Below are 22495 nucleotides of genomic sequence, written 5' to 3'. Positions count from 1 at the left end.
CGTGTGGGCGTGGCGAGACGGGAAAGCGGCAGCAGGCGTGAGCATCGGGCAGACGGACATCGAGCAGGACCTGATCGAGGGCACCGAGGAGGAGATCGACTACGGTCCCGGCCTCGACCCCGAACGGCTGAGGCTCTGCCTGGAGGTGCTCGCCGAGCTCGACGAGCTGCACGTGGACCACCCGGACGCGATCACCGTCCGCAAGGCCGTCGGCGGCATATTCCGGACCCTCAAGCAGCGCCGCCGCCAGGAGACCCGGGCCCGCAAGACCGCCAACGACCGCGCGGTCACGGCTCGCACCGCCACCGGCGCGCCCACCCGGATCGACGACGAGACGGCGGGCGCCTTCGGCCTGACCACCGTCACCACCACCGAGATCGCCGGCGTCCTGGAGCGTCCGCGCTCCTGCTACACCTGCAAGCAGCGCTACGTCGAGGTCGACGCCTTCTACCACAACCTGTGCCAGAAGTGCGCGGTGCTGAACCGCTCCCGCCGGAACGCCCGCGCCGACCTCACCGGCAAGCGCGCGCTGCTCACCGGCGGCCGCGCCAAGATCGGGATGTACATCGCGCTGATGCTGCTGCGCGACGGCGCCCACACCACCATCACCACCCGCTTCCCCAACGACGCGATCCGCCGCTTCAAGGCGATGCCGGACAGCGCCGAGTGGCTCCACCGCCTCAAGATCGTCGGCATCGACCTGCGCGACCCCGCCCAGGTGATGGCGCTGGCCGACGAGGTCGCCGCGGACGGCCCGCTGGACATCCTGATCAACAACGCCGCGCAGACCGTGCGCCGCCCGCCGGAGTCCTACCGCGAGCTGGTCAACGCCGAGTCCGCGCCGCTGCCGGCCGGCGAGCTGCCGCAGTCCACCACGATCGGCCGCTTCGGCAGCGGCGGCGTCGAGCTGCCCGCCCTGCCCCACCAGGCGGGCGGCGACGCGCGGCCGATCGCCGCGGAGGACGTCACCTCGCTCGCCCTGGTCACCGGCTCCGCCACGCCCGCCCGGATCGCGGCCGGCACCGCGATCGACGCCGGCGGCCTGGTGCCCGACCTCGCGGACACCAACAGCTGGGTGCAGACCGTCTCGGAGGTCGGCCCGGTCGAGCTGCTGGAGGTCCAGCTCTGCAACTCCACCGCGCCGTTCATCCTGATCAGCCGGCTCCGCCCGGCGATGGCCGCCTCCCCGTCCCGCCGCAAGTACGTGGTCAACGTCTCCGCGATGGAGGGCGTGTTCTCGCGCGGCTACAAGGGCGCCGGACACCCGCACACCAACATGGCCAAGGCCGCGCTGAACATGCTCACCCGCACCAGCGCCCAGGAGATGTTCGAGGCCGACGGCATCCTGATGACCGCCGTCGACACCGGCTGGATCACCGACGAGCGCCCGCACCCGGACAAGATGCGGCTCGCCGAAGAGGGCTTCCACGCCCCGCTCGACCTGGTCGACGGCGCGGCCCGGGTGTACGACCCGATCGTGCGCGGCGAGGCGGGCGAGGACCTGTACGGCTGCTTCCTCAAGGACTACGAGCGCGCCAACTGGTAACCAGCTGAAGGAGATGGCGAGTTGAGCACAGCACCGACCGCACCGCTGCTCGGCGCCGGGATCGTCGTACCCACCGGGGACGGCCGGGTGCTGGTCGGCCGGCGGATCACCGCCGGCGAGCCGCCCACCTGGAGCCTGCCCGGCGGCAAGGTCGACCCGGGCGAGTCCTTCGAGCAGACCGCGGCCCGCGAACTCGCCGAGGAGACCGGCATCGTGCTGCCCGCCGAGGGGATGCGGGTGCTCGCCGTCCACCTGGACCACGAACTCGGCCGGCCCCGGCTGACCGCCGCCGTACTGGCCCCGCCCAGCCTGGCCGAGGCCGTGGTCACCGAGCCGCACGCCTGCGCGGGCTGGGAGCGCTTCCCGGTGGACGCGCTGCCGGAGCCGATGTTCTACCCGTCCGCGCTGGTGCTCGGCAGCTGGCTGCCGGGGCTGGACGTGGTACGGGCGGACGGGACGCACGGCTACCCCGTCGCCCGCTGAACGCCGAGTGCTGACGGCTCACGGCTGACAGCTGACGGCTCCCGGCCGTCGTCAGGGAAGCGGGCCTCCCGGCCGGGACCGGACGGGAACGGGACGCGCGGCACAGGCAGGGGGTGACCCCACGACCACCCCCTGCCCCGTACCCGGCCCGGCGCCCCCACGGTCGACCGGGCCACGGCCGCGCCCAGGCACAGGGAGCGCCGCCACAGCCCCAGCCTGCCGGGAGCGAACGGCGGGTGCCGAGGGCCGAACGTCCCGGCCGTGGGGCCGAGCGGCCCTGGCGGCGGCGCCGAGTGGCCCAGGCGGTGCTACGGACGCGCACGACTCTTGTGCGCGAGGGGTCGCCGGGTGGACATTGGGGCGCAAACACCGTGCGTTCCCGCGTCCCTGAGGAGCCCTCACCGTGTCCAGCACGCCCCGTCCGGCCCGGCCCGGGCCGCCCCCGCGGCGCACCGGCCGGCGGCTGCGGCGGGCCCTCGGTGCCCGGCACGAGCCGCTCGTCCGCCCCGTCGACCGCTCCCGGGCCCGGGCCTGGCTGTCCGCCGTGCTCGGCGCGGTGCTCGCCCTCGCGCTGTCCGCGGGCGCCGCCCTGCTCCTCTACCGCGCCACCGTGCACCAGGCCACCGTCGACCGCGGACGGCTGCGCCAGGTCGACGCGGTGGTCCGCGCCGTCCCGGGCCGCGACGCCACCGCCGCCGGCACCGCAACCGCCTCCGGGAGCCGCTTCGCCGGCGGCTACAGCAACCGGATCGACGTCGACGCCGCCTGGACCGGGCCCGACGGCACCGAGCGCCGAGGCACCGTCCAGGCCCCGCACTCCGCCGCCGTCGGCGGCCGCGTCCCCGTGTGGGTCGACCCGTCCGGCGCCGCCTCCGCTCCCCCGGCCGACCGGGTGGCCCTGGCCGTCTCCGCCGCCTGCACCGGCGCCGGCGCCCTGCTCGCCCTGCTGGCCGTGCTCGCCCTCGCCCTCCGTCTGCGCCTCCGCGCCCTCGACCGCCGCGCCGAATCCGCCTGGACCGCCGACTGGGCCCGCCTCGAACCCCTCTGGAGCGGCCGCGCGGGCCAGCGGCACGAGGACTGACCCGCCGACAGCCCCTGGTGGAACGCCGGCGGCCGGTCGGTGCCGAGCGGCTCCCCGGCCTCGGCCCCCGCCACCCGCCTGGATCCCTCCCCGCTGACCGAGCCGCGCCGGGAGGCGGCCCGGTCAGCGGGGACGGGTCCAGGCGGGAGCGGCCCTGGCGGCGTGGTGGGTGAGGGCGGCGACGGCGAGGAGGAGGGCGAGGGCCAGGGCGAGGGCGACGGGCACGCCGGCGTGGAGGACCAGGAGGGCGCCGAGGAGGGCTCCGGCGAACATCCAGACGGCCGAGGCGAGGCGGCGGCTGCCGGTGAGGTCGGCGGCGAGGGCGGTGATGGTCATGGTCAGCACGGTGGTGGTGAGGTCGGGCACCTTCAGGGCGCGGACCACCGCGTTCTGGCCGCCCATGGCGAAGCCGAGCAGCCCGATCAGGGTGTAGCGGGCCGGGTCGGAGGTGTGGCCGGCCGCGGCCGCCAGCACGGTGGCCGCCGCGACCAGCACCGACTGGACGACGACGGCGGCGGTCAGCAGCTGCCCGCGGTGGCCGGGCAGCCGGCGGGCGAGGTGGCCGCCCGCGAGGGCGCCGAGCAGGAAGGCGGCGAGGGCGGCCAGCGAGGCGGTGGCGGAGAGGTTGGCCGCGCCGGCCAGGGCGAAGCCGAGGAACACCACGTTGCCGGTCATGTTGGCGACGAAGACGTGGCCGAGTTCCAGGTAGCTGACCGCGTCCACCACCCCGGTGACCACGGTCAGCACCAGCAGCATCGGGACCAGCGGCCCGTGCTCGGGGTCGGGGGTCGGCATCGGGCCTCCAGTCGGTTCGGGCGGGGTCGGACCAGGGTTCGGGTGGGGCGCGGACGAATGCCCGGACGGTTACGGGTGGACTCCGTACGGCCCGTCAGGCGAGCGCCGGGTTGCCGGGGTCCTCCGGTTCGTCCTCCAGGTGCCAGTGCAGGTCGCGCACCCCCGGTTCCAGCGACAGCCGGGTGACGACCTGTTCGAGCGCCGGGGCGACCGATCCGGTGATCGCGACGGTGGCCCGCAGGCTGGTGGCGTCGCCGCTGTCGGTGCGGCGGGCGCGCAGTCCGGTCGGGGCGAGCCCGGAGGCGGAGAGGGCCTGGAGCAGCAGGGCCCGGATGTGGGTCTCGGACTTGCGGTCGCACTCCAGGTGGACGGTGGCACGGCTGGTGGAGTCCGGGTCGCTGCCGGACTGCGGGGCCCGGTCGAGCAGCCGGCCGGCCGGGCGCAGCACCAGGTGGACGACGAGCACGGCGAGCGTGCCGAGGACGGCGAACTCCAGCTCGCCGGAGGCGGCCAGTACCCCGACGGCGGCCGAACACCACAGCGTGGCGGCGGTGTTGAGGCCGCGTACGCCGGCGCCGTCGCGCAGGATGACGCCACCGCCGAGGAAGCCGATGCCGGAGACGACGTACGAGGCGACCCGGGTCGGGCTGCCGGCGTCGCCGACGGCCTCGCTGTACAGCACGAACAGGGTGGCGCCGGCGGCGACCAGGGCGTTGGTGCGCAGGCCGGCCATCCGGGCCCGCCACTGGCGTTCGACGCCGATCAGCGCGCCGCAGGCGACGCCGGTGGCGAGCCGGATCAGGAAGTCGGCGGTGGTCAGGGTGTGCACGACGGCACCTCCTTCACGGGAGGAGGGGAGGGGCGGGTGGCCGCCGCCCTCCGGCCGTCCGTGCGGACGGTGGCACCGGAAGGCGGCACGTGGTCGGCGCGGTCGGCCGTCCGGCGCGCGGTCCGGACGACCTCGATGATGGCGACCGCCGTCGCGGCCGGTGGGTAGGCGCGCAGGGGCGCCCGGGGGCGTGAGCTGTGAGCCGCAAGCCGTGAGGCGTGAGCTGCGAGCCGTCCCGAGCTTAGACCGGCCGCGAACGACCCCGACCGGGTTTCCGCTCCATCCTCGACAGCTTTGTAGAAGTTTGACCGAAGCCGACCGCCGCGCCCCGGAGTCCCGTCGGGAGCCCCGGAAGCCCAGGGAGCCCGCACGGGAACCATCCGGCCTTGCGTCACGTCCTCCGGCATATATAGTTCACCGACATATGCAGTTGAGCAGCTTCACGAGGGGGAAGTGTGTCCCACGCCGATCCGACCCGGCCCGCGCCCGTCCTGCGCCTGGCCAACGTCACCCGTGTGCACGGGCGGGGCGCCGCCGAGGTGCACGCCCTGCGCGGCATCGACCTGTCCGTCCACCCGGGCGAGTTCGTCGCCGTCATGGGCCCGTCCGGCTCCGGGAAGTCCACCCTGCTGACCCTGGCCGGCGGGCTGGACCAGCCCAGCGGCGGTGAGGTGCTGGTGGAGGGGGTCGCGCTCGGCGGCCTCGGCCGCGGCAAGCTCGCCGACCTGCGGCGCCGTTCGATCGGATACGTCTTCCAGGACTACAACCTGATCCCGGCGCTGACCGCCGCCGAGAACATCGCGCTGCCCCGCGAACTGGACGGCGTCCCGGGACGCCGGGCCCGCCGGGAGGCGCTGGCGGCGCTGGAGGAGCTGGGCATCGGCGAGCTCGCCGACCGCTTCCCCGACGACATGTCCGGCGGCCAGCAGCAGCGCGTCGCGATCGCCCGGGCGCTGATCGGCGAACGCCGGCTGGTGCTCGCCGACGAGCCGACCGGCGCCCTCGACTCGGCCACCGGCGAGGCGGTGCTCGCCGTGCTGCGCGCCCGCTGCGACGCCGGCGCCGCCGCGATGATGGTCACCCACGAGGCGGCGCACGCCGCTTGGGCGGACCGGGTGGTCCACCTGCGGGACGGCGCGGTCGCCTCGGAGGCCGCCGGCCGCCGGGCCTCCGCCCACCTCGCCGCGGTGCGCCCGTCCGGCGCGGTCGGCGAGGTGGCGCAGTGAGGCTCGGAGCCTGGCGGGTCGCCCTGCGGATCGCCCGCCGCGACGCGCTGCGCGCCAAGGGCCGCAGCGCGCTGATCGCCGCCATGATCGCGCTGCCCGTGCTCGGCGTCACCGGCGCCGACGTGGTCCACCGCAGCGGGCAGTTGACCCCGGCCGAACGGGTGGAGCGGGTGGTGGGCGGCGCGGACGCCCTGGTCACCTCGCTCGACCCGGGCCAGCTGGTCGAGCAGGCCCCGATCGCCGAGGACGGCGCCTTCTCCGTCCCGCTCCGCCCGGGGGAACAGCCGACGGCCGAACAGCAGAAGGGCGCGAGCACCGACCCGGTCACCCTGATCGGTTCGCTGCTGCCGCCCGGCAGCGTGCTCGTCCCGGCCCGGCCCGGCCCGGAGGCCGGCGCGACCTCGCCCGAGGGCCTGGTCCGCGCCCTCACCACCGAGGCCGACCTCGGCGACCCGGTCTGGCGCGGCCGGCTCGACCTGGTCGAGGGCCGCGCCCCGGCCGCCCCGCGCGAAGTGGCCGCCACCCGGGCCTTCCTGGACCGCTCCGGGCTCAGGACGGGCTCCACCACCACCCTCCAGGGCCTGGAGGGCACCACCTACACCATCACCGGTGTGGTGGAGCACCCGAGCGAGCTGGGCCGGGTCGAACTCGTCGCCCGGCCGGGCGAGTTGATCGATCCGCTGAGCACCGCGCTGGCCGCCGGCGGCGCCGCCGCGGAGAAGCCCGCGACCACCCGCTCCAGCTGGCTGGTCCGGCTGCCGTCCGGTGCGGCCCTCGACTGGGCCGGGGTCCAGCGGTTCAACGCCCACGGCTACACGCTGACCGCGCGTTCGGTGGCGATCGCTCCGCCGCCGGAGCGGGCCGTCCCCTACTACCGCGACTCGTTCCGCTACAGCGACCCGGCGCCCGCCATGAACACCAGGATCGTCGTCGCCACCGTGACCGGCCTGGCGCTGCTGGAGGTCGCCCTGCTCGCCGGGCCCGCCTTCGCGGTGGGCGCCAACCGCTCGCGCCGCCAGCTCGCCCTGCTCGGCGCGGCCGGCGGCAGCCGCGCCCACGTCGGTGCGGTGGTGCTCGGCGGCGGCCTGGTCCTCGGCGCGGCCGGGGCACTGGTCGGCGTGGTGCTCGGCACCGCGGTGGTCGCCGTGCTGCGCTCCCGGATCGAACAGTTCGGCGGCGTGCGCTTCGGGCACCTCGCGCTCCCCCCGCTGGACCTGCTCGCGATCGCCGGGATCGGCCTGTGCACCGCGCTGCTCGCGGCCGCGCTGCCCGCGCTGCAGGCCGCCCGCCGCAGCGTCACCGCCGGGCTCACCGGCCGGGACACCGTCCGCGGGCCCAGCCGCCGGGTCACCGTCGCGGGCGTGGCGCTGGTCGCCCTCGGCGCCGTGCTCGCGATGTACGGCGCGACCGCGGTCCCGCGCGAACAGTCCGGCGTGGGCGGCTACGGCGGCCGGGTGCTCACCGTGCTCGGCGGATCGGTGGTCGCCGAGATCGGCCTGCTGCTCTGCACCCCGATGCTGGTCGCCCTGATCGGCCGGGCCGCCGGCCGGCTGCCGCTCGGGCCGCGGCTCGCGCTGCGCGACTCCGCCCGGCACCGCTCGCGCACCGCTCCGGCGGTGGCCGCGGTGATGGCCGCGGTGGCCGGTGCCGTCGCCATCGGCGTCTACACCACCAGCACCGACGCCGAGAACCGGCGCGACTACGAGCCGGAGGCCCCGTACGGCGCCGTCCAGCTGATCAGCCACGCCGACGGGCCCCGGCTCGCCGAGGAGCGCGCCGAGGTGGAGAAGCAGCTGACCGGGCTCGGCCCGCGCGGCGACCTCGACCAGGTGGTGTACCGCTTCTGCGACAACTGCACCAGCGTCGTCCAGCTCAAGGCCCCGGAGGTGCGGCGCGGCCTCGTCGCCCCGCCGCACCTGGCCGCCGGTGACGTGAACGTGCTGCACAACCTGTTCGCCGTCCACGACCCGGCAGCCGAGGAGGCGCTCGCCGCCGGCAAGCTGCTGGTCTTCGACCCGGCCGTGGTGGGCGCCGACGGCAAGGCCGTGATGGTGCTGCGCGGCGGGGGCGCCCCGGTGCGGCCGGGCGAGGTGCCCAAGCCGGACGTGCAGGAGGTCCCGGTCGAGGTGGTGCTGGTGGACAACCCGGCCGCCGCCAAGTTCGCCCAGGGCCTGGTGCTGCCCTCCGCCCTGCCCCGGCTCGGGCTCTCCACCCAGCCGACCGGCTCGGTCTGGCTGCCGGCCACCCCGCCCGACCGCAAGGCGCAGCAGCGCGCCGAGGCGGCCACCGGCCAGCTGGACCGCTTCGCCAGGCTGCAGGTGGAACGCGGGTACCAGCCGAAGAGCGACGCGCTGACCCTGGCGCTCACCGGCTTCGCCGCGCTGGTCGTGCTCGGCGCCGCCGGGATCGCCACCGGCCTGGCGGCCGCCGACTCCCGGCAGGACCAGGCCACCCTGGCCGCGGTCGGCGCGCCGCCGAGGATCCGGCGGACCATGGCGGGCCTCCAGTGCATGCTGATCGCCCTGCTGGGCGCGCTGCTCGGGGCGGTCAACGGGTTCGTGCCCGCGGTGGGGCTGTTGAAGTCCCGGGCCGGCGGGTTCGGGGCCAAGCCGGCGCTGATCGCCGCGCCCTGGGGCGAGTTGCTGCTGATCGTGCTGGCGCTGCCGGTGCTCGCGGGGCTGCTCGCGGCGCTGTTCACCCGGTCCCGCGTCCCGCTCGGTCGGAGGCTGTCCTGAGCGGTCGGCCGTTCTGAGGCCTGGCCGTCCCGGACGCTTCCGACACGGCTTGGACACGCCCCGGTCACCGGCCGACACCACTTGGGCACCACCCGGGCACCACCCGGAACACGCCGGGCGTCCACCCCCTTCACCCGGGGGCGGGCGCCCGGCGCTCGCCGTACCATGGGCCGCGTTCCGGCGGGCGAAGGGCGCCGGTGGTCGGCTCGGCGAGGGAGAAGAGGGCGGTGCTACGGGGGTTCGGCGATCTCGAGGCCGAGATCATGGACCGGTTCTGGTCCTGGGGCCGGCCCGCCACGGTGCGCGAGGTGGTGGACGACCTCCAGCAGGACCGCGCGGTCGCGTACACCACCGTCACCACGGTCGCGGACATCCTGCACACCAAGGGCTGGCTGCGCCGCGACAAGGTCGGCCGCGCCTGGGTGTACGAACCGACCTGCACCCGCGAGGAGTACACCGCCCGCCTGATGCACCAGGCCCTGGCGACCACGCCCGACCGCGCCGGCGCGCTGCTCCGCTTCGTCGACCGGATCACCGGGGACGAGGCCTCGGCCCTGCTCCTCGCGCTCGAACAGGTGCGCTCCCGGGCCGCCGGCTGACCCGCGGGCCCCCTGGAAGACGCCCCGCGGGCCCGTCGGCGACCGGTGCCGACCGGGGCCGACGGGCCCGGGGTGGGGGTCCGTGGAGATTTGCCGGGACCTTGACCGGCGCACCTGAACCCGCGCTTCGGCCCGCACGTCCGAGCCGGCGCTTCAACCAGGCGCGCCCGGCCCGGCGGCGCCTACCGGTGCCGCAGGTACGCCCCGGCGGCCTCGCGCAGCCGGTCGTGCAGCCCGTCGTAGGCGCGGGCCCGGCCGAGCAGGCTCTTCGGCAGCTTGGCGACCATCGTGTAGTTGGTGTCGCATACGTTCGCCGCCGGCGCCAGCCCGGCCTGGCTGACCAGCTGGTACGCGTCCAGCTGGTCCAGCCCGAGCAGTCCGCCGGTCCAGCCGACCAGGTCGTGCTGGCTGATCCGGAACGCGTCCTCCAGCGGACGGGCCGAGCCGGTGCTGATCAGGAAGTCGTCGTTCTCCAGCCGGGGCCAGGCCGGGCCGCCGCCCTTGACCAGGTCGACGATCACGGTGGTCCGCATCGCCGCCTCCACCGCCGTGCCGCACACCTCGCCCTCGCCCTGGCGGGCGTGGCCGTCGCCGACGGCGAGCAGGCCGCCCTCGACGTTGACCCCGAAGTAGGCGGTGGTGCCGGCCCGCATCTCGGGGGTGTCCAGGTTGCCGCCGTGCGCGCCCGGGGTGATCGAGGCCAGCACCTCGCCGGCCGCCGGGGCGACGCCGACCGTGCCGTGCATCGGGTCGAGCGGCAGGTCCACCGTGAAGCCGCCGTTGCGGGCCCGGAACCGGCACAGGCCCGCCTTGACGTCCAGGTCGTAGACCCAGACCCGCTCCTCCAGCGCCGGGTGCAGCATCGCGGTGCTGTGGGTGGCGGTCAGCGCGCCGAAGTGCGGGAAGGTGCTGGAGATGCCGTAGTCCCGGGCCGGGGTGATCTCCACGAAGTGCACCGCGAGGACGTCCCCGGGCTCGGCGCCCGCCACCGCGATCGGGCCGGTGACCGGGTTGAGGTAGGGGAAGGCGCAGACCTGGCTGGGCAGGTCGCCGGTGCCGCGCACCCTGCCGCCGAAGCAGTCCTCGGTGGTCAGTTCGACGACGGTGCCGGGCCGGACGGTGACCAGCGGGGCGCGGCCGCCGAAGGTGTAGGCGTAGTCCTCCGGGGTCGGGGACAGCGTGACGATCTCGGGCAGGCTCACTGCTTCTCCTCGGCAGGGGTGGTGGCGTTCGGTGCGGCGGTGTTCGTCGTGTCGGCGCTGGTCGCGGCGGCGTTCGTCGTGTCGGCACTGCTCGCGGCGGCGTTCGTCGCACCGGTGCCGGGGGCCGCGGCGGACTCGCCCCCGGTGACGGCCAGTCGGGGCGTGCGGCCGGTCGCCGTCAGCCCGGCGAGCACGATCCCGCCGACGAGCAGCCAGACGAAGCCGAGCCGCTGGGCCGCGATGTCGGCGTTGACCACGACGTACGCGAGGATCGCGAAGCCGAGCGCCGGGGCGATCAGGTGCCGCCAGTAGTCCTTGCTGCGCCGGCGGATCAGGTAGTGGACGACGACGGCGACGTGCAGGACCAGGAAGGTGGTCAGCGCACCGAAGTTGACCAGGGTGCTCAGCAGCGTGATGCCGTCGTCGCGGGAGGCCGTGTAGAGGCCGAGCACCAGCGAGATCCCGGCGGTCAGCAGGGTCGCGTTGACCGGCACCCGGCGGGTGGGGTGGATCCGGGCCAGGAACGAGGGCAGCTGGCGGTCGCGGGCCATCGCGAACAGCAGCCGGGAGGTGGCCGCCTGGGCGACCAGCGAGTTGGCGAAGCCCCAGGCCACGGCGGTGGAGGCGGCGGTCAGGGTGGCGAGCCAGCCCCCGGCGGCGGTGCGGGCCGCGTCGTAGAAGGCGGTGCCGTTCGGGTCGCCGTCCCGGATCAGCGCGTCGGGGTCGGCGACCAGCAGCGAGGCGACCCAGGTCTGCACGATGAACAGGGTGCCCGCGAGCAGCAGCGCGGCGACCATCGACCTGCCGATGGCCTTGGTGGAGTCCCGGTTCTCCTCCGAGAGGGTGGAGATGCCGTCGAAGCCCAGGAAGCTGAGCACCGCGATCGAGACCGCCCCGAAGGCCAGGCTCCACGAGAAGGTGTGCGGGTCGTACAGCGGCGTGAAGTCGAAGCCGCGGCCCTTGCCGTCGGCCAGGGCGATCACGCCGATCACCACGAACACGGCCAGCACGACGAGTTCGCCGACCAGCATCGCCTTGTTGACCTTGCTGGTGGTCTCGATGCCGAGGTAGTTGACCACGGTGTTGAGCAGCACGAAGCCGACCAGCCAGAGCCAGACCGGGACGGACGGCACCAGCGAGTTCATCGCGACGCCGGCGATCAGGTACAGCAGCCCCGGCACCAGCACGTAGTCGAGCAGGATCATCCAGCCGGACAGGAAGCCGACCGGGGCGGCGATGCCGCGGCCCGCGTAGGTGTAGACCGAGCCGGCCATCGGGAAGGCCCGGGACATCTGGGCGTAGGACAGGGCGGTGAACATCATCGCCACCATGCCGAGGACGTAGGCCAGGGCGACCATGCCGCCGGAGCCCTGGAAGACGCCGCCGAAGATGCCGAACGGTGCGATCGGCACCATGAACACCAGCCCGTAGACGAGCAGGTCGGTGAAACCGAGCGAGCGGCGCAGCTCCTGCTGGTAGCCGTAGCTCTCGATGCCCTGGGGCGCGGGTGTGTCGGCCATGGTGCTCTCTCTCCGTGACGACCCTGCGGGTGTGTGGGGAGACTGTAGAGGCAACTATTTCCAGATGGAAGGGTTTTGCCGGGGTTCCCCCTGACGGGAACCAGGCGACCGGGGCCGCCGGCGGGGCACTCGGGGCTCCCGGCGGAAGGCGCGGGGCTACCGCGACAGGACGGTGAAGCCGAGGCCCTCGGCCCGGGCGAGGTGGATCGGCGCCCGGCCCGCACCCGCGCGGTGCAGCAGCCGACCGGCGGCCGTCAGCAGGCCGTCCGGGGCCAGGGCCCGCCGGGCCGCCAGCTCGGCCAGCAGGCGCAGCCCCTCGTACAGGCCCACCGCGTAGGCGTCCAGGACCGGCGCCCACGGGCCGCACAGCGCCCGGTGCCGCTCGGCGAGGCTCTGCCGGTGCTCCTCGGCCAGCGTCGCGAAGGAGGGCATCGCCGCGTACAGCGTCCCGGTGTCGTCGCCGCCGAGCGCGAGCAGGCCGTTCTCCTCCAGGGCGCCGGAGAGCCGCACCATCCGGCGGTCCAGCCCGCTGCGCCGCAGCGCCCGGTTGAAGTGCACCAGGTCGCGCCCGATCAGGCTGAGCAGCAGGGCGTCCGCGCGGGCGGCGCGCAGCGCGTCCAGCAGCGGTTCGAGCGCCTCCTCGACCGCCCCGAACGGGATCCTCCGCTCCAGCACCACCCGGGCGCCGGCCCGCGCCGCGAGCTCCTCCGCGGCCCGGTGGACGGAGCGCGGCCAGATGTAGTCGTTGCCGATCAGCGCCCACCGTCCGATGCGGTGACGCACCGTCAGTTCCGTTACCGCTGAACTTAGTTGACGGGACGGGCCGAGGCCGGTGCAGAGCACTCCGGGCAGCCGGGAGCCGCCCTCGTGCGGCGGGGTGTAGACGTACGCGACGCGGCCCGCGGCGACGGCCTCCACCGCCCGGTGCACATCGCTGGTGTGGCACCCGGCGAGCGCGTCCAGCGCCCCGGCGTCCAGCAGCCGCCGCACCTCCCCGGCGACCGGCCCCGGGGCGCCGCCGCCGTCCACCAGCACCAGCTCCAGGGGGCGGCCTCGCACCCCGCCGCCCGCGTTGACCTCGTGTGCGGCGAGCAGGGCGCCGTCCAGCGCGGACGGGCCGGTGAGCCCGAGCGGGCCGGACTGCGGCACGACGAGGCCCACCCGAAACGCCGCCTCCTCCCGGGCCGAGTGCAGCGCGTCGAGCGGATCGATCAACCTCACCTCGACGCTCACAGGGCGAGTATCGTCGTACCACCGATATCGGGAAAGGCCGGGAAGGGGAGCGTCCGATGACCGCAGCTGGTGCCGCACCGGGAGTCGACACCCGCCCCGGCGATTCCGTCGACCGGGCCGCGGACCGGCCCACCGGCGACCCGGCGGACCGTCCGGCCGTCCCGGAACCGCTGCTGGTCGAGCTGGTCACGCTGGCCCAGCGCAGGCTCTCCGGCGGCCTCGCCGCCGCGCTGGCCGAGGAGGACTGCACCGTCGACCAGTGGCGGCTGCTGCGCGCCCTCGCGGACGGCCGGGGGCACCCGATGGGCGAGCTGGCCCAGGCCCTGCTGATCCCGCAGGCGAGCCTGAGCCGGCTGGTGGACTCGCTGGCCGACTCCGGCTGGGCCTACCGCCGCCAGGACGACCAGGACCGCCGCCGGATCACCGCCCACCTCTCCCGCCAGGGCCGCGCCCGGCTGACCCGCCTGGACGCCCTCGCCGCCGCCCACGACGCCGCCGTCCGCCGGGCCTGCGGACTCACCGACCCGGCGCACCTGCTGCGACGGCTCGCCGCGCTCTGACCCGCCCGATCGGCCGCCGAGTCCCCCTCCCCACCCAGAACGACGGTGGCCCGCCCCCGCCGAAGCGGGAACGGGCCACCGGAGGCGTACCTACCCGTCAGGCCGGGCGGACGGCGCCCATGTAGGGCATCGCGGAGATCGGCAGGACCTCGATGTTCTTGCCCGTGCGCGGGGCGTGGATCATCTTGCCGTCGCCGATGTACAGGCCGACGTGGTGCAGATCGTTGTAGAAGAAGACCAGGTCACCGGGCTGGAGGTTGGCGCGGTCGACGTGCGGGCCGTCCTTCCACTGCTCCTCGGACGTCCGGGAGATCCTGACGCCAGCCGCGCGGTAGGCCTGGCTGGTGAGGCCGGAGCAGTCGAAGCTGGCGGGGCCGGACTTGCCCCAGCCGTACGGCTTGCCCAGCTGGGCCTGGGCGAACGCGATGATGTCGGCGGCCCGGCCGGAGGCCGCCGGCACCGGGGCGTTCATGTCCGGGCGGTCGGCGGAGCGGGAGGCGCGGTCCTTGGCCGCCGCGGTGGCGGCCTGCTGGGCCTCGGCCTTGGCCTTCTCGGCGCTCTGCTGGGCGTTGATCTTGGCCCGGTCCTCGGCGCTGAGCTTGTTCAGCATCTCCTGGGCCTGGGCCAGCTTGGTCTGGATGTCCTTCTTCTGCTCCGCCAGCTGGGTGCCGACCGAGTCGAGCGCGGCCAGGGTGGCGGTGGCCTCGGCGCGGTCCTGGTCGAGCTTGCGCTGCTCGTCCTGGGCCTGCTTGAGCAGGTTCGCCTGGGAGTCGGAGACCTGGTTCTGCACCGCGGCGCGTTCCAGGTAGGCGGACGGGTCGGAGTCGAGCATCAGCTGGACCGACGGGTCGATGCCGTTGGTGCGGTACTGGTCGGCGGCGACCGCGCCGAGCCGGGTCCGCAGTTCGTTCATCGTCTCCTGGCCGCGGACGACCTTCTCCTGGATCTGGTTGGCCTCGGCCTGGAGCTTCTGCTGCCGCGCCTGGAAGCCGTTGTGCTTCTCGATCGCCTGCTCGGCCTCCTCGTTGAGCAGGTCGACCTGCTCCTTGACGGAGGCGAGGTTCGGGGAGGGCTCGGCGTGGGCGGTGCCGGAGGCGAGGACCGCGCTGCCGGCCGCCATGGCCGTGGTGAGGACCGCCATACGGGCCCGGCTCGGGGGGCTGGGCTTGCGACGCTTTCCCATGCCGGTCGCTCTCCTTCGGGGGAATCTGGGGACGGTCCGGACGGGCCGGGGGAACGGCTCGGCCGGGGCCGGTGGACGGCGAAGGCGGGCAGGGCGAGCAACGGGGGGGTGCTGCCCCGCCCACCTTCTTCGAAGTAACTTAATAGATGAGGGGCCGGGTTCCGCAATCCCCCTGATCATGACGTTCCGGCAGCATGACGGGCCATCGATCGCGTTCCGTGCCATCGGCGTTGACCGCGGACACCGGCCACCGCCGACGGCGGCCGGCCCGCACCCGCCCCGCACCTCCGGCCGCCCGTCGCGGCACCCCCTCCCGACCCGGGTGCCGGCCGCCCCGGCACCCCGTGGCACTCCCCGCCCCGAGGAGTGCTCGAAATCAGCCAAATCGAGGGAAAGGTCACACGGGCTCCCCCTCCTGCGGCCCTGCGAACGGGCGCTAACCTGCGCACATGAAGGTCCCGCCCGAAAGGCTCCCCCTCGCTGCCGAGTTCCCGGCCGCGCACCGTGAGCAGTGGCAGCAGCTCGTCCAGGGTGTGCTGCGCAAGTCCGGTGCCCAGCCCGAGGACGGCCCCGCCGCCGAGCAGGCGCTCACCACCCGGCTGCAGGACGGGCTGAGCGCCCGCCCGCTGTACACCGCCGAGGACACCGCCGCCGACCCGGGCTTCCCGGGCTTCCCGCCGTTCGTGCGCGGCGGCCGGCCGCAGGGCGCCGCCGTGACCGGGTGGGACGTTCGCCAGCGGCACGCCGACCCGGACCGCCGTCGCGCCAACGAGGCCGTGCTGGCGGACCTGGAGCACGGCGTGAGCTCGCTCTGGCTGGAACTGGGCGGCGCCGGCCTCCCGGTCGACGCCCTGCCCGAGGCGCTGGCCGGCGTGTACCTGGACCTGGCCGCCGTGGCCCTCGACGCCGGACCCGAATTCACCCACGCCGCCGAGCAGTTGTTCAAGCTGTACGAGGAGCGCGAGGTCTCCCCCGGCGCCGCCGCCGGCAACCTCGGCGCCGACCCGCTCGGCCTCCAGGCCCGTACCGGCGACGGCGACCGCACCGAGGCGCTGCTCGCCGAGGCCACCGCGCTGGCCGCCCGCTGCGCCGCCGGGTACCCGGGCCTGCGGGCGCTCACCGTGGACGCCCTGCCGTACCACGAGGCGGGCGCCTCCCCCGCCCAGGAACTCGGCTGCTCGCTCGCCGCCGGCGTCGCCTACCTGCGCGCGCTGACCGCCGCCGGGCTCACCGTGGACGAGGCGCTCGGCCAGCTGGAGTTCCGCTACGCCGCGGACGCCGACCAGTTCCTCACCATCGCCAAGTTCCGTGCCGCGCGCCGCCTCTGGGCCCGGGTCGCCGAGGTCTCCGGGGCCGGCGCGACCGCCTCCGCGCAGCGCCAGCACGCCGTCACCTCCCGGGTGATGATGACCGCCCGCGACCCGTGGGTGAACATGCTGCGCACCACGGTCGCCTGCCTGGCCGCGGGCGTCGGCGGCGCCGACTCCGTCACCGTGCTGCCCTTCGACAGCGCCCTCGGCCTGCCGGACGCCTTCGCCCGCCGGATCGCCCGCAACACCCAGGCGATCCTGCTGGAGGAGTCCCACCTGGCCCGGGTGATCGACCCGGCCGGCGGCTCCTGGTACGTCGAGCAGCTGGGCGAGGAGCTGGCGCGGGCCGCCTGGGCCTGGTTCCAGGAGATCGAGCGGGCCGGCGGCCTGCGCGCCGCCCTGTCCACCGGGCTGGTCGAGGAGCGGATCGCCGCGACCTGGGCGGAGCGCTCGGTGAAGCTCGCCAAGCGGCGCGAACCGATCACCGGCGTCAGCGAGTTCCCGCACCTGGACGAGCAGCCGCTGGTCCGCGAGCCGGCCCCGGCCGCACTCGGCGGCGGGCTGCCGCAGGTGCGCCGCGCCGAGGCCTACGAGGCGCTGCGGGACCGCTCGGACGCCCACCTCGCCGCGACCGGCGCCCGTCCGACGCTGTTCCTCGCCTCCATCGGCACCGCCTCCGCACATACGGCGCGCACCACCTTCGCCGCCAACCTGTTCCAGGCCGGCGGCATCGCGACGGTCTCCGCCGAGTCCGTCGACCCGGCGGCCCTCGCCCAGGCGTTCACCGCCTCCGGCGCGACCGTCGCCTGCCTCTGCTCCAGCGACGCGCTGTACGCCGAGCACGCCGCCCCGGTCGCCGGGGCCCTGAAGGCGGCCGGCGCCGACCGGGTGCTGCTGGCCGGGCGACCCGCCGAAGTACCCGACGGCGTGGACGAGTTCATCTTCGCGGGGGGCGACGCGGTCGCCGTCCTCACCTCCCTGCTGGACCAGATCGGAGCCGCTCGATGATCCCCGACTTCACCGGAATCGGGCTGGACGGCGGCCCCGCCGCCGGCATCACGGACGAGCAGTGGCAGGCCGCCTGGCGCCGGTCCACCGGCAAGGACGTCGACGAGCTGCTCTGGGACACCCCCGAGGGCATCGGCGTCAAGCCGCTGTACACCGGCGCCGACCTGGCCGGGCTGGACTTCCTGGAGACCTACCCGGGCGTCGCCCCGTACCTGCGCGGGCCCTACCCGACCATGTACGTCAACCAGCCGTGGACCGTCCGCCAGTACGCGGGCTTCTCCACCGCCGAGGAGTCCAACGCCTTCTACCGCCGCAACCTCGCGGCCGGCCAGAAGGGCCTGTCGGTCGCCTTCGACCTGCCGACCCACCGCGGCTACGACAGCGACCACCCCCGGGTCACCGGCGACGTCGGCATGGCGGGCGTGGCGATCGACTCGATCTACGACATGCGCCAGCTGTTCGACGGCATCCCGCTGGACCGGATGTCGGTGTCGATGACCATGAACGGCGCCGTGCTGCCGGTCCTCGCGCTGTACATCGTCGCGGCCGAGGAGCAGGGCGTACCACCGGAGAAGCTGGCGGGGACCATCCAGAACGACATCCTCAAGGAGTTCATGGTCCGCAACACCTACATCTACCCGCCGCAGCCGTCGATGCGGATCATCTCGGACATCTTCGCGTACACCTCGCAGAAGATGCCCCGGTACAACTCGATCTCCATCTCCGGCTACCACATCCAGGAGGCGGGGGCGACCGCCGACCTGGAGCTGGCCTACACCCTGGCCGACGGGGTGGAGTACCTGCGCGCGGGCCTGGACGTCGGCCTGGACGTGGACGCCTTCGCGCCGCGGCTGTCGTTCTTCTGGGCGATCGGCATGAACTTCTTCATGGAGGTCGCCAAGCTGCGCGCGGCCCGGCTGCTGTGGGCCAAGCTGGTCAAGCAGTTCGACCCGAAGAACCCCAAGTCCCTCTCGCTGCGCACCCATTCGCAGACCTCCGGCTGGTCCCTCACCGCCCAGGACGTGTTCAACAACGTCACCCGCACCTGCGTGGAGGCGATGGCGGCGACCCAGGGCCACACCCAGTCGCTGCACACCAACGCCCTGGACGAGGCGCTCGCCCTGCCCACCGACTTCTCCGCCCGCATCGCCCGCAACACCCAGCTGCTGCTCCAGCAGGAGTCGGGCACCTGCCGGGTGATCGACCCGTGGGGCGGCTCGGCGTACGTCGAGAAGCTCACCCACGACCTCGCCGCCAGGGCCTGGGAGCACATCCAGGAGGTCGAGGCGGCCGGCGGCATGGCCAAGGCCATCGACGCCGGCATCCCCAAGCTGCGCGTCGAGGAGGCCGCCGCCCGCACCCAGGCGCGGATCGACTCCGGCCGCCAGCCGGTGATCGGCGTCAACAAGTACCGGGTGGAGAGCGACGAGCAGATCGACGTGCTCAAGGTCGACAACTCCTCGGTGCGCGCCCGCCAGATCGAGAAGCTGCGCCGGCTGCGCGCGGAACGCGACGAGGCCCTCGTCCAGGACTCCCTGCACGCCCTCACCCGGGCCGCCGGGGCCGGTCCGCAGCGCGGCGGCTCGCTGGACGGCAACCTGCTGCACCTGGCCGTCAACGCGGCCCGGGCCAAGGCCACCGTCGGCGAGATCTCGGACGCCCTGGAGAAGGTGTACGGCCGCCACTCCGGTCAGATCCGTACCATCTCGGGTGTGTACCGAGACGAAGCGGGCCCGTCGGCCTCCCTCCAGCGCACCCGCGACCTGGTCGAGCGGTTCGAGCGGGCCGAGGGCCGCCGGCCGCGCATCCTGGTCGCCAAGATGGGCCAGGACGGCCACGACCGCGGCCAGAAGGTGATCGCCACGGCGTTCGCCGACATCGGCTTCACCGTGGACGTCGGCCCGCTGTTCCAGACCCCGGCCGAGGTCGCCCGCCAGGCCGTCGAGGCGGACGTCCACATCGTCGGCGTGTCCTCGCTGGCCGCCGGCCACCTCACGCTGGTGCCCGCGCTGCGCGCCGAACTCGCCGAGGCGGGGCGGGAGGACATCACCATCGTGGTGGGCGGGGTCATTCCGCCGCAGGACTTCGACGCCCTGTACGAGGCGGGCGCGGCCGCGGTCTTCCCGCCCGGGACGGTCATCCCGGACGCCGCGTACGACCTGCTGAAGTCCCTGGCGGCCGACCTCGGCCACGAGCTGTGATCGCCTGATCGTATGCCTCCGCGGACGATCGACCTCGACAGCTACGTGACGGGTGTGCTGGACGGCTCGCGCGCCTGGATCGCGCGCGCCGTCACCCTCGTCGAGTCCTCCCGGCCCGACCACCGCGCGCTCGCGCAGCAGTTGCTCCAGCGGCTGCTGCCGCACGCGGGCGGGGCGGTCCGGGTGGGCATCACCGGGGTGCCCGGTGTCGGCAAGTCGACCTTCATCGACTCCTTCGGCACCATGCTGACCGGGCAGGGCCGCCGGGTCGCGGTCCTCGCCGTCGACCCGACCTCCAGCCGGACGGGCGGCTCCATCCTGGGCGACAAGACCCGGATGGAGCGGCTCGCCGTCGACCCCGCCGCCTTCGTCCGGCCGTCGCCGACCTCGGGGACGCTGGGCGGCGTCGCCAAGGCCACCCGGGAGTCCATGGTGGTGATGGAGGCGGCCGGGTACGACGTGGTGCTGATCGAGACGGTGGGCGTCGGGCAGTCCGAGACGGCGGTGGCCGGGATGGTGGACACCTTCCTGCTGCTCAGCCTCGCCCGGACCGGCGACCAGCTGCAGGGCATCAAGAAGGGCGTGCTGGAGCTCGCGGACGTCATCGCCGTCAACAAGGCGGACGGCCCGCACGAGACCGACGCCAAGGCGGCGGCCCGCGAACTCGCGGGCGCGCTGCGGCTGTTGCAGGCACCGGACGCGGCGTGGACGCCGCCCGTGCTGACCTGCAGCGGCCGCGACGGCGCCGGCCTGGACGCGCTGTGGGAGCGGCTCCAGCAGCACCGCAAGGTGCTGGACGCGACGGGCGCGCTGGCCGCCAAGCGCCGCGACCAGCAGGTCGAGTGGACCTGGTCCATGGTCCACGACCAGCTCTACGCCCGCCTCCACGAGAACCCCGAAGTGCGGCGCCTGACCCCCGAACTGGAGGCCCAGGTCCGCGCCGGCACCCTCCCGGCCGGCCTGGCCGCCCAGCAGATCCTGGACGCCTTCTTCACCTGACCCTGCGCGCACTAGTCGAGCGCCGTGCCCCACCCCTGCGTGGGGCACGGCGCCGGTCAGCCCCGGCGGACGGCCTGGCGGGTGCGGCGGGCGAGGCGGTGGGCGCGTTGGACGGCGACGAAGGCGGGCATGGCGCCGGCCTGGGTGAGGCGGTACTTGAGGCGGAGTTGGGGGCTGAGGCCGGCCTGGGCCTCGGGGCCGATGGCGCGCAGGAGGCGGGTGACGTGCTGCTGGTAGGCGGCGCGGTAGGCGCGATCGCCGTCGGGGACGGTCCAGAAGAACATCGGGATCTCCTCGACCAGGCAGTTGCGGTCGTAGGCGCGCAGGTGGTCGGCGAAGACGGGTTCGGGGCGGGCGAGGAGCCACTCGCGGACGAGTTCCATCGAGCGGACGCGGTCGACGACCCCGCGCGGGTCGGTCTTCTTCTGGGTGATGGAGAGGTCGCCGTCCTCGCGCACGCGCCAGTGGTAGACCGGGTCGGCGAGCACGTCGACGCGTTCGGCGAGGAAGTGGTGGGGCACGCTGACCGGGGCGTCCTCGTACAGGATGCCCTCGGGGTACAGGATGCCCGCGCCGTCGAAGAAGGAGCGCCGGTAGACCTTGTTCCAGGCGGTGCGGTCGGTGACGAGCGCCGGCAGTTCGCTGACGTGGGTGCGCAGCCGGGTCTCGCGGAACGGGCGGCGGTGGCCGTGCGAGGGGGTGAGGCCGGTGGTGCGCAGCCGCAGGGCGTTGCCGGCGGCGAAGTCGGAGCCGGTCCCGTCCAGGGTGTCGATCATCAGCTGGTAGGCGTCCGGCGGCAGGGTGTCGTCGCTGTCGACGAAGGCCAGGTACTCGGTGCCGGGGGTGAGGTGGCGCCAGCCGGTGTTCCGGGCGGCGCCGAGGCCCTGGTTGTCCTGGCGGACCAGCCGGAAGCGCCGGTCCTTTTCGGCGTACGCCTCGGCGATGCGCGGGCCGCCGTCGGTCGAGCCGTCGTCGACCAGGACGCACTCGAAGTCCCCGAAGGTCTGCGCCGCGATCGAGTCCAGGCACTCCCGGAGGTAGCGCTCGACGTTGTAGACCGGGACGACCAGGGAGAGACGCGGGGCCAGCGGGGCCATCGGGCGCCCTTTCGCTCAGGAGCGGACGGGCCGGGAGGCCGTTGCCGGCCGGTCACCGGCGGTGGTCCCAGCGAGCGTAGGGAGCACACGCGACCGGCAGGCGAACGGCGGGTGGCGTCCGGCCTGCGGCGGGGTGCATCGGCTGTGTCCGGGGTCAACTCCGGTACCGGGAAACCCCCGTGGGAGGGGAACAAGGGAAAGGGCCCGGACCGCCCGACCGGCCCGGGACCTTCCGTCACCCGATGCTGATCAGGCGCTCTTGACGGCCGCGAAGCGGTCCGAGACGTCCTGCCAGTTGACGACGTCCCACAGGCGGGTGACGTAGTCCGGGCGGACGTTGCGGTACTGGAGGTAGTAGGCGTGCTCCCAGGCGTCGAAGGCCAGCAGCGGAGTGGTGTTCTGGCCGACGTTGCCGTGGTGGTCGTAGACCTGCTCGACGATCAGGCGCTGACCCAGCGGCTCCCAGGACAGGATGCCCCAGCCGGAGCCCTGCACGCCGGTGGTGGCGGTGGTGAGCTGCTTCTTGAAGGCCTCGAAGCTGCCGAAGTGCTCGGTGATGGCGTCGGCCAGCTCACCCTCGGGGCGGTCGCCGCCCTCGGGCGAGAGGTTCTGCCAGAACAGCGAGTGCAGCACGTGGCCCGACAGGTGGAAGGCGAAGGTCTTCTGCAGGCCGACCAGGCCGCCGAACTGCTCCTTGTCGCGGGCCTCGGCCAGCTGGTCCAGGGTGTCGTTGGCGCCCTTGACGTACGCGGCGTGGTGCTTGGAGTGGTGCAGCTCCAGGATCTCGGCCGACATCGCCCGCTCCAGCGCGGAGTAGTCGTACGGCAGGTCGGGAAGCGTGTAGGTGCCCATCAGGACACGGCCCCTTTCGGCGGGTTGAACGGTGGT

Annotated in this window: 18 protein-coding genes; 10 read left to right on the top strand and 8 right to left on the bottom strand. The window is 74.5% G+C overall.

All coding sequences use genetic code 11. From position 1 onward, the window contains the following. The first annotated feature begins 43 nt into the window (after nt 1–43). The 3 genes from ACFY0X_RS10470 to ACFY0X_RS10460 all read left to right on the top strand — a co-directional run bounded on the left by ACFY0X_RS10470 (nt 44) and on the right by ACFY0X_RS10460 (nt 3110). Nucleotides 44–1546, top strand: a complete 1503-nt coding sequence (locus tag ACFY0X_RS10470; protein WP_387751929.1) for an SDR family NAD(P)-dependent oxidoreductase — start codon at nt 44–46, stop codon at nt 1544–1546. 21 nt (nt 1547–1567) lie between these two features. Continuing rightward, a complete protein-coding gene (locus ACFY0X_RS10465; protein WP_387751701.1) occupies nt 1568–2029 on the top strand; it encodes an NUDIX hydrolase in 462 nt (153 codons plus the stop codon). Between the two features lie 403 nt (nt 2030–2432). Next, the gene (locus ACFY0X_RS10460; protein WP_387751699.1) at nt 2433–3110 is read left to right on the top strand and encodes a hypothetical protein; all 678 of its coding nucleotides are present in this window, start codon (nt 2433–2435) and stop codon (nt 3108–3110) included. A gap of 123 nt (nt 3111–3233) precedes the next feature. Here the strand turns inward: ACFY0X_RS10460 and ACFY0X_RS10455 are convergent, their stop codons facing one another. Continuing rightward, nucleotides 3234–3905: a YoaK family protein gene (locus ACFY0X_RS10455; RefSeq protein WP_387751696.1), complete on the bottom strand. Its 672-nt coding sequence runs from the start codon at nt 3903–3905 to the stop codon at nt 3234–3236. A gap of 94 nt (nt 3906–3999) precedes the next feature. Continuing rightward, nucleotides 4000–4734, bottom strand: coding sequence for an MgtC/SapB family protein (locus ACFY0X_RS10450; protein ID WP_387751693.1), 735 nt, complete (start codon nt 4732–4734; stop codon nt 4000–4002). 455 nt (nt 4735–5189) lie between these two features. Between ACFY0X_RS10450 and ACFY0X_RS10445 the strand changes: the two genes are divergently transcribed. The 3 genes from ACFY0X_RS10445 to ACFY0X_RS10435 all read left to right on the top strand — a co-directional run bounded on the left by ACFY0X_RS10445 (nt 5190) and on the right by ACFY0X_RS10435 (nt 9294). After that, on the top strand, nt 5190–5960 hold the full coding sequence (locus ACFY0X_RS10445) for an ABC transporter ATP-binding protein (RefSeq protein ID WP_387751690.1): 771 nt from the start codon (nt 5190–5192) through the stop codon (nt 5958–5960). After that, nucleotides 5957–8695, top strand: a complete 2739-nt coding sequence (locus tag ACFY0X_RS10440; RefSeq protein WP_387751687.1) for an FtsX-like permease family protein — start codon at nt 5957–5959, stop codon at nt 8693–8695. The genes ACFY0X_RS10445 and ACFY0X_RS10440 overlap by 4 nt, the downstream gene beginning before the upstream one ends. Before the next feature lie 227 nt (nt 8696–8922). Next, complete coding sequence (locus ACFY0X_RS10435; RefSeq protein ID WP_387751684.1) at nt 8923–9294, top strand: BlaI/MecI/CopY family transcriptional regulator; 372 nt, start codon at nt 8923–8925, stop codon at nt 9292–9294. Nucleotides 9295–9476: 182 nt separating this feature from the next. Here ACFY0X_RS10435 and ACFY0X_RS10430 read toward each other — a convergent pair whose 3' ends face one another. The 3 genes from ACFY0X_RS10430 to ACFY0X_RS10420 all read right to left on the bottom strand — a co-directional run bounded on the left by ACFY0X_RS10430 (nt 9477) and on the right by ACFY0X_RS10420 (nt 13249). Beyond that, entirely contained in the window at nt 9477–10496 is a 1020-nt protein-coding gene (locus ACFY0X_RS10430) for an acetamidase/formamidase family protein (RefSeq protein ID WP_387751682.1), read from the bottom strand. After that, nucleotides 10493–12016 (bottom strand): APC family permease, encoded by a 1524-nt coding sequence (locus ACFY0X_RS10425; RefSeq protein ID WP_387751679.1) that lies wholly within the window; start codon nt 12014–12016, stop codon nt 10493–10495. The genes ACFY0X_RS10430 and ACFY0X_RS10425 overlap by 4 nt, the downstream gene beginning before the upstream one ends. Before the next feature lie 156 nt (nt 12017–12172). Then, nucleotides 12173–13249 carry an ABC transporter substrate-binding protein gene (locus ACFY0X_RS10420; protein ID WP_387751677.1) on the bottom strand — a complete coding sequence of 359 codons (1077 nt, stop codon included), beginning with the start codon at nt 13247–13249 and terminating at the stop codon, nt 12173–12175. Nucleotides 13250–13305: 56 nt separating this feature from the next. Between ACFY0X_RS10420 and ACFY0X_RS10415 the strand changes: the two genes are divergently transcribed. Then, on the top strand, nt 13306–13809 hold the full coding sequence (locus ACFY0X_RS10415) for a MarR family winged helix-turn-helix transcriptional regulator (RefSeq protein WP_387751674.1): 504 nt from the start codon (nt 13306–13308) through the stop codon (nt 13807–13809). A 97-nt stretch (nt 13810–13906) separates the two neighbouring features. Here the strand turns inward: ACFY0X_RS10415 and ACFY0X_RS10410 are convergent, their stop codons facing one another. Beyond that, complete coding sequence (locus tag ACFY0X_RS10410) at nt 13907–14992, bottom strand: NlpC/P60 family protein (protein ID WP_387751671.1); 1086 nt, start codon at nt 14990–14992, stop codon at nt 13907–13909. 449 nt (nt 14993–15441) lie between these two features. On the opposite strand from ACFY0X_RS10410, the gene mutA reads away from it, so the two are divergent. From mutA to meaB, 3 genes are read left to right on the top strand one after another with little or no spacing between them, the layout of a single operon-like run. Further along, nucleotides 15442–17310: a methylmalonyl-CoA mutase small subunit gene (gene mutA / locus ACFY0X_RS10405; protein ID WP_387751669.1), complete on the top strand. Its 1869-nt coding sequence runs from the start codon at nt 15442–15444 to the stop codon at nt 17308–17310. Further along, nucleotides 17307–19511: a methylmalonyl-CoA mutase gene (scpA, locus tag ACFY0X_RS10400; RefSeq protein WP_387751667.1), complete on the top strand. Its 2205-nt coding sequence runs from the start codon at nt 17307–17309 to the stop codon at nt 19509–19511. The genes mutA and scpA overlap by 4 nt, the downstream gene beginning before the upstream one ends. A 12-nt stretch (nt 19512–19523) precedes the next feature. Continuing rightward, nucleotides 19524–20510, top strand: coding sequence for a methylmalonyl Co-A mutase-associated GTPase MeaB (gene meaB, locus ACFY0X_RS10395; RefSeq protein ID WP_387751665.1), 987 nt, complete (start codon nt 19524–19526; stop codon nt 20508–20510). Nucleotides 20511–20566: 56 nt separating this feature from the next. Here the strand turns inward: meaB and ACFY0X_RS10390 are convergent, their stop codons facing one another. Together ACFY0X_RS10390 and ACFY0X_RS10385 are read right to left on the bottom strand one after the other, a co-directional pair. Continuing rightward, nucleotides 20567–21607 carry a glycosyltransferase family 2 protein gene (locus ACFY0X_RS10390; protein WP_387751662.1) on the bottom strand — a complete coding sequence of 347 codons (1041 nt, stop codon included), beginning with the start codon at nt 21605–21607 and terminating at the stop codon, nt 20567–20569. A gap of 249 nt (nt 21608–21856) precedes the next feature. Next, on the bottom strand, nt 21857–22459 hold the full coding sequence (locus ACFY0X_RS10385) for a superoxide dismutase (protein ID WP_387751659.1): 603 nt from the start codon (nt 22457–22459) through the stop codon (nt 21857–21859). Nucleotides 22460–22495: the final 36 nt, after the last annotated feature.

Origin of the sequence: Kitasatospora sp. NPDC001547, from assembly GCF_042894165.1 — a bacterium.
Lineage (GTDB): Bacteria > Actinomycetota > Actinomycetes > Streptomycetales > Streptomycetaceae > Kitasatospora.
This window is presented reverse-complemented; position numbering and strand designations above follow the sequence as displayed.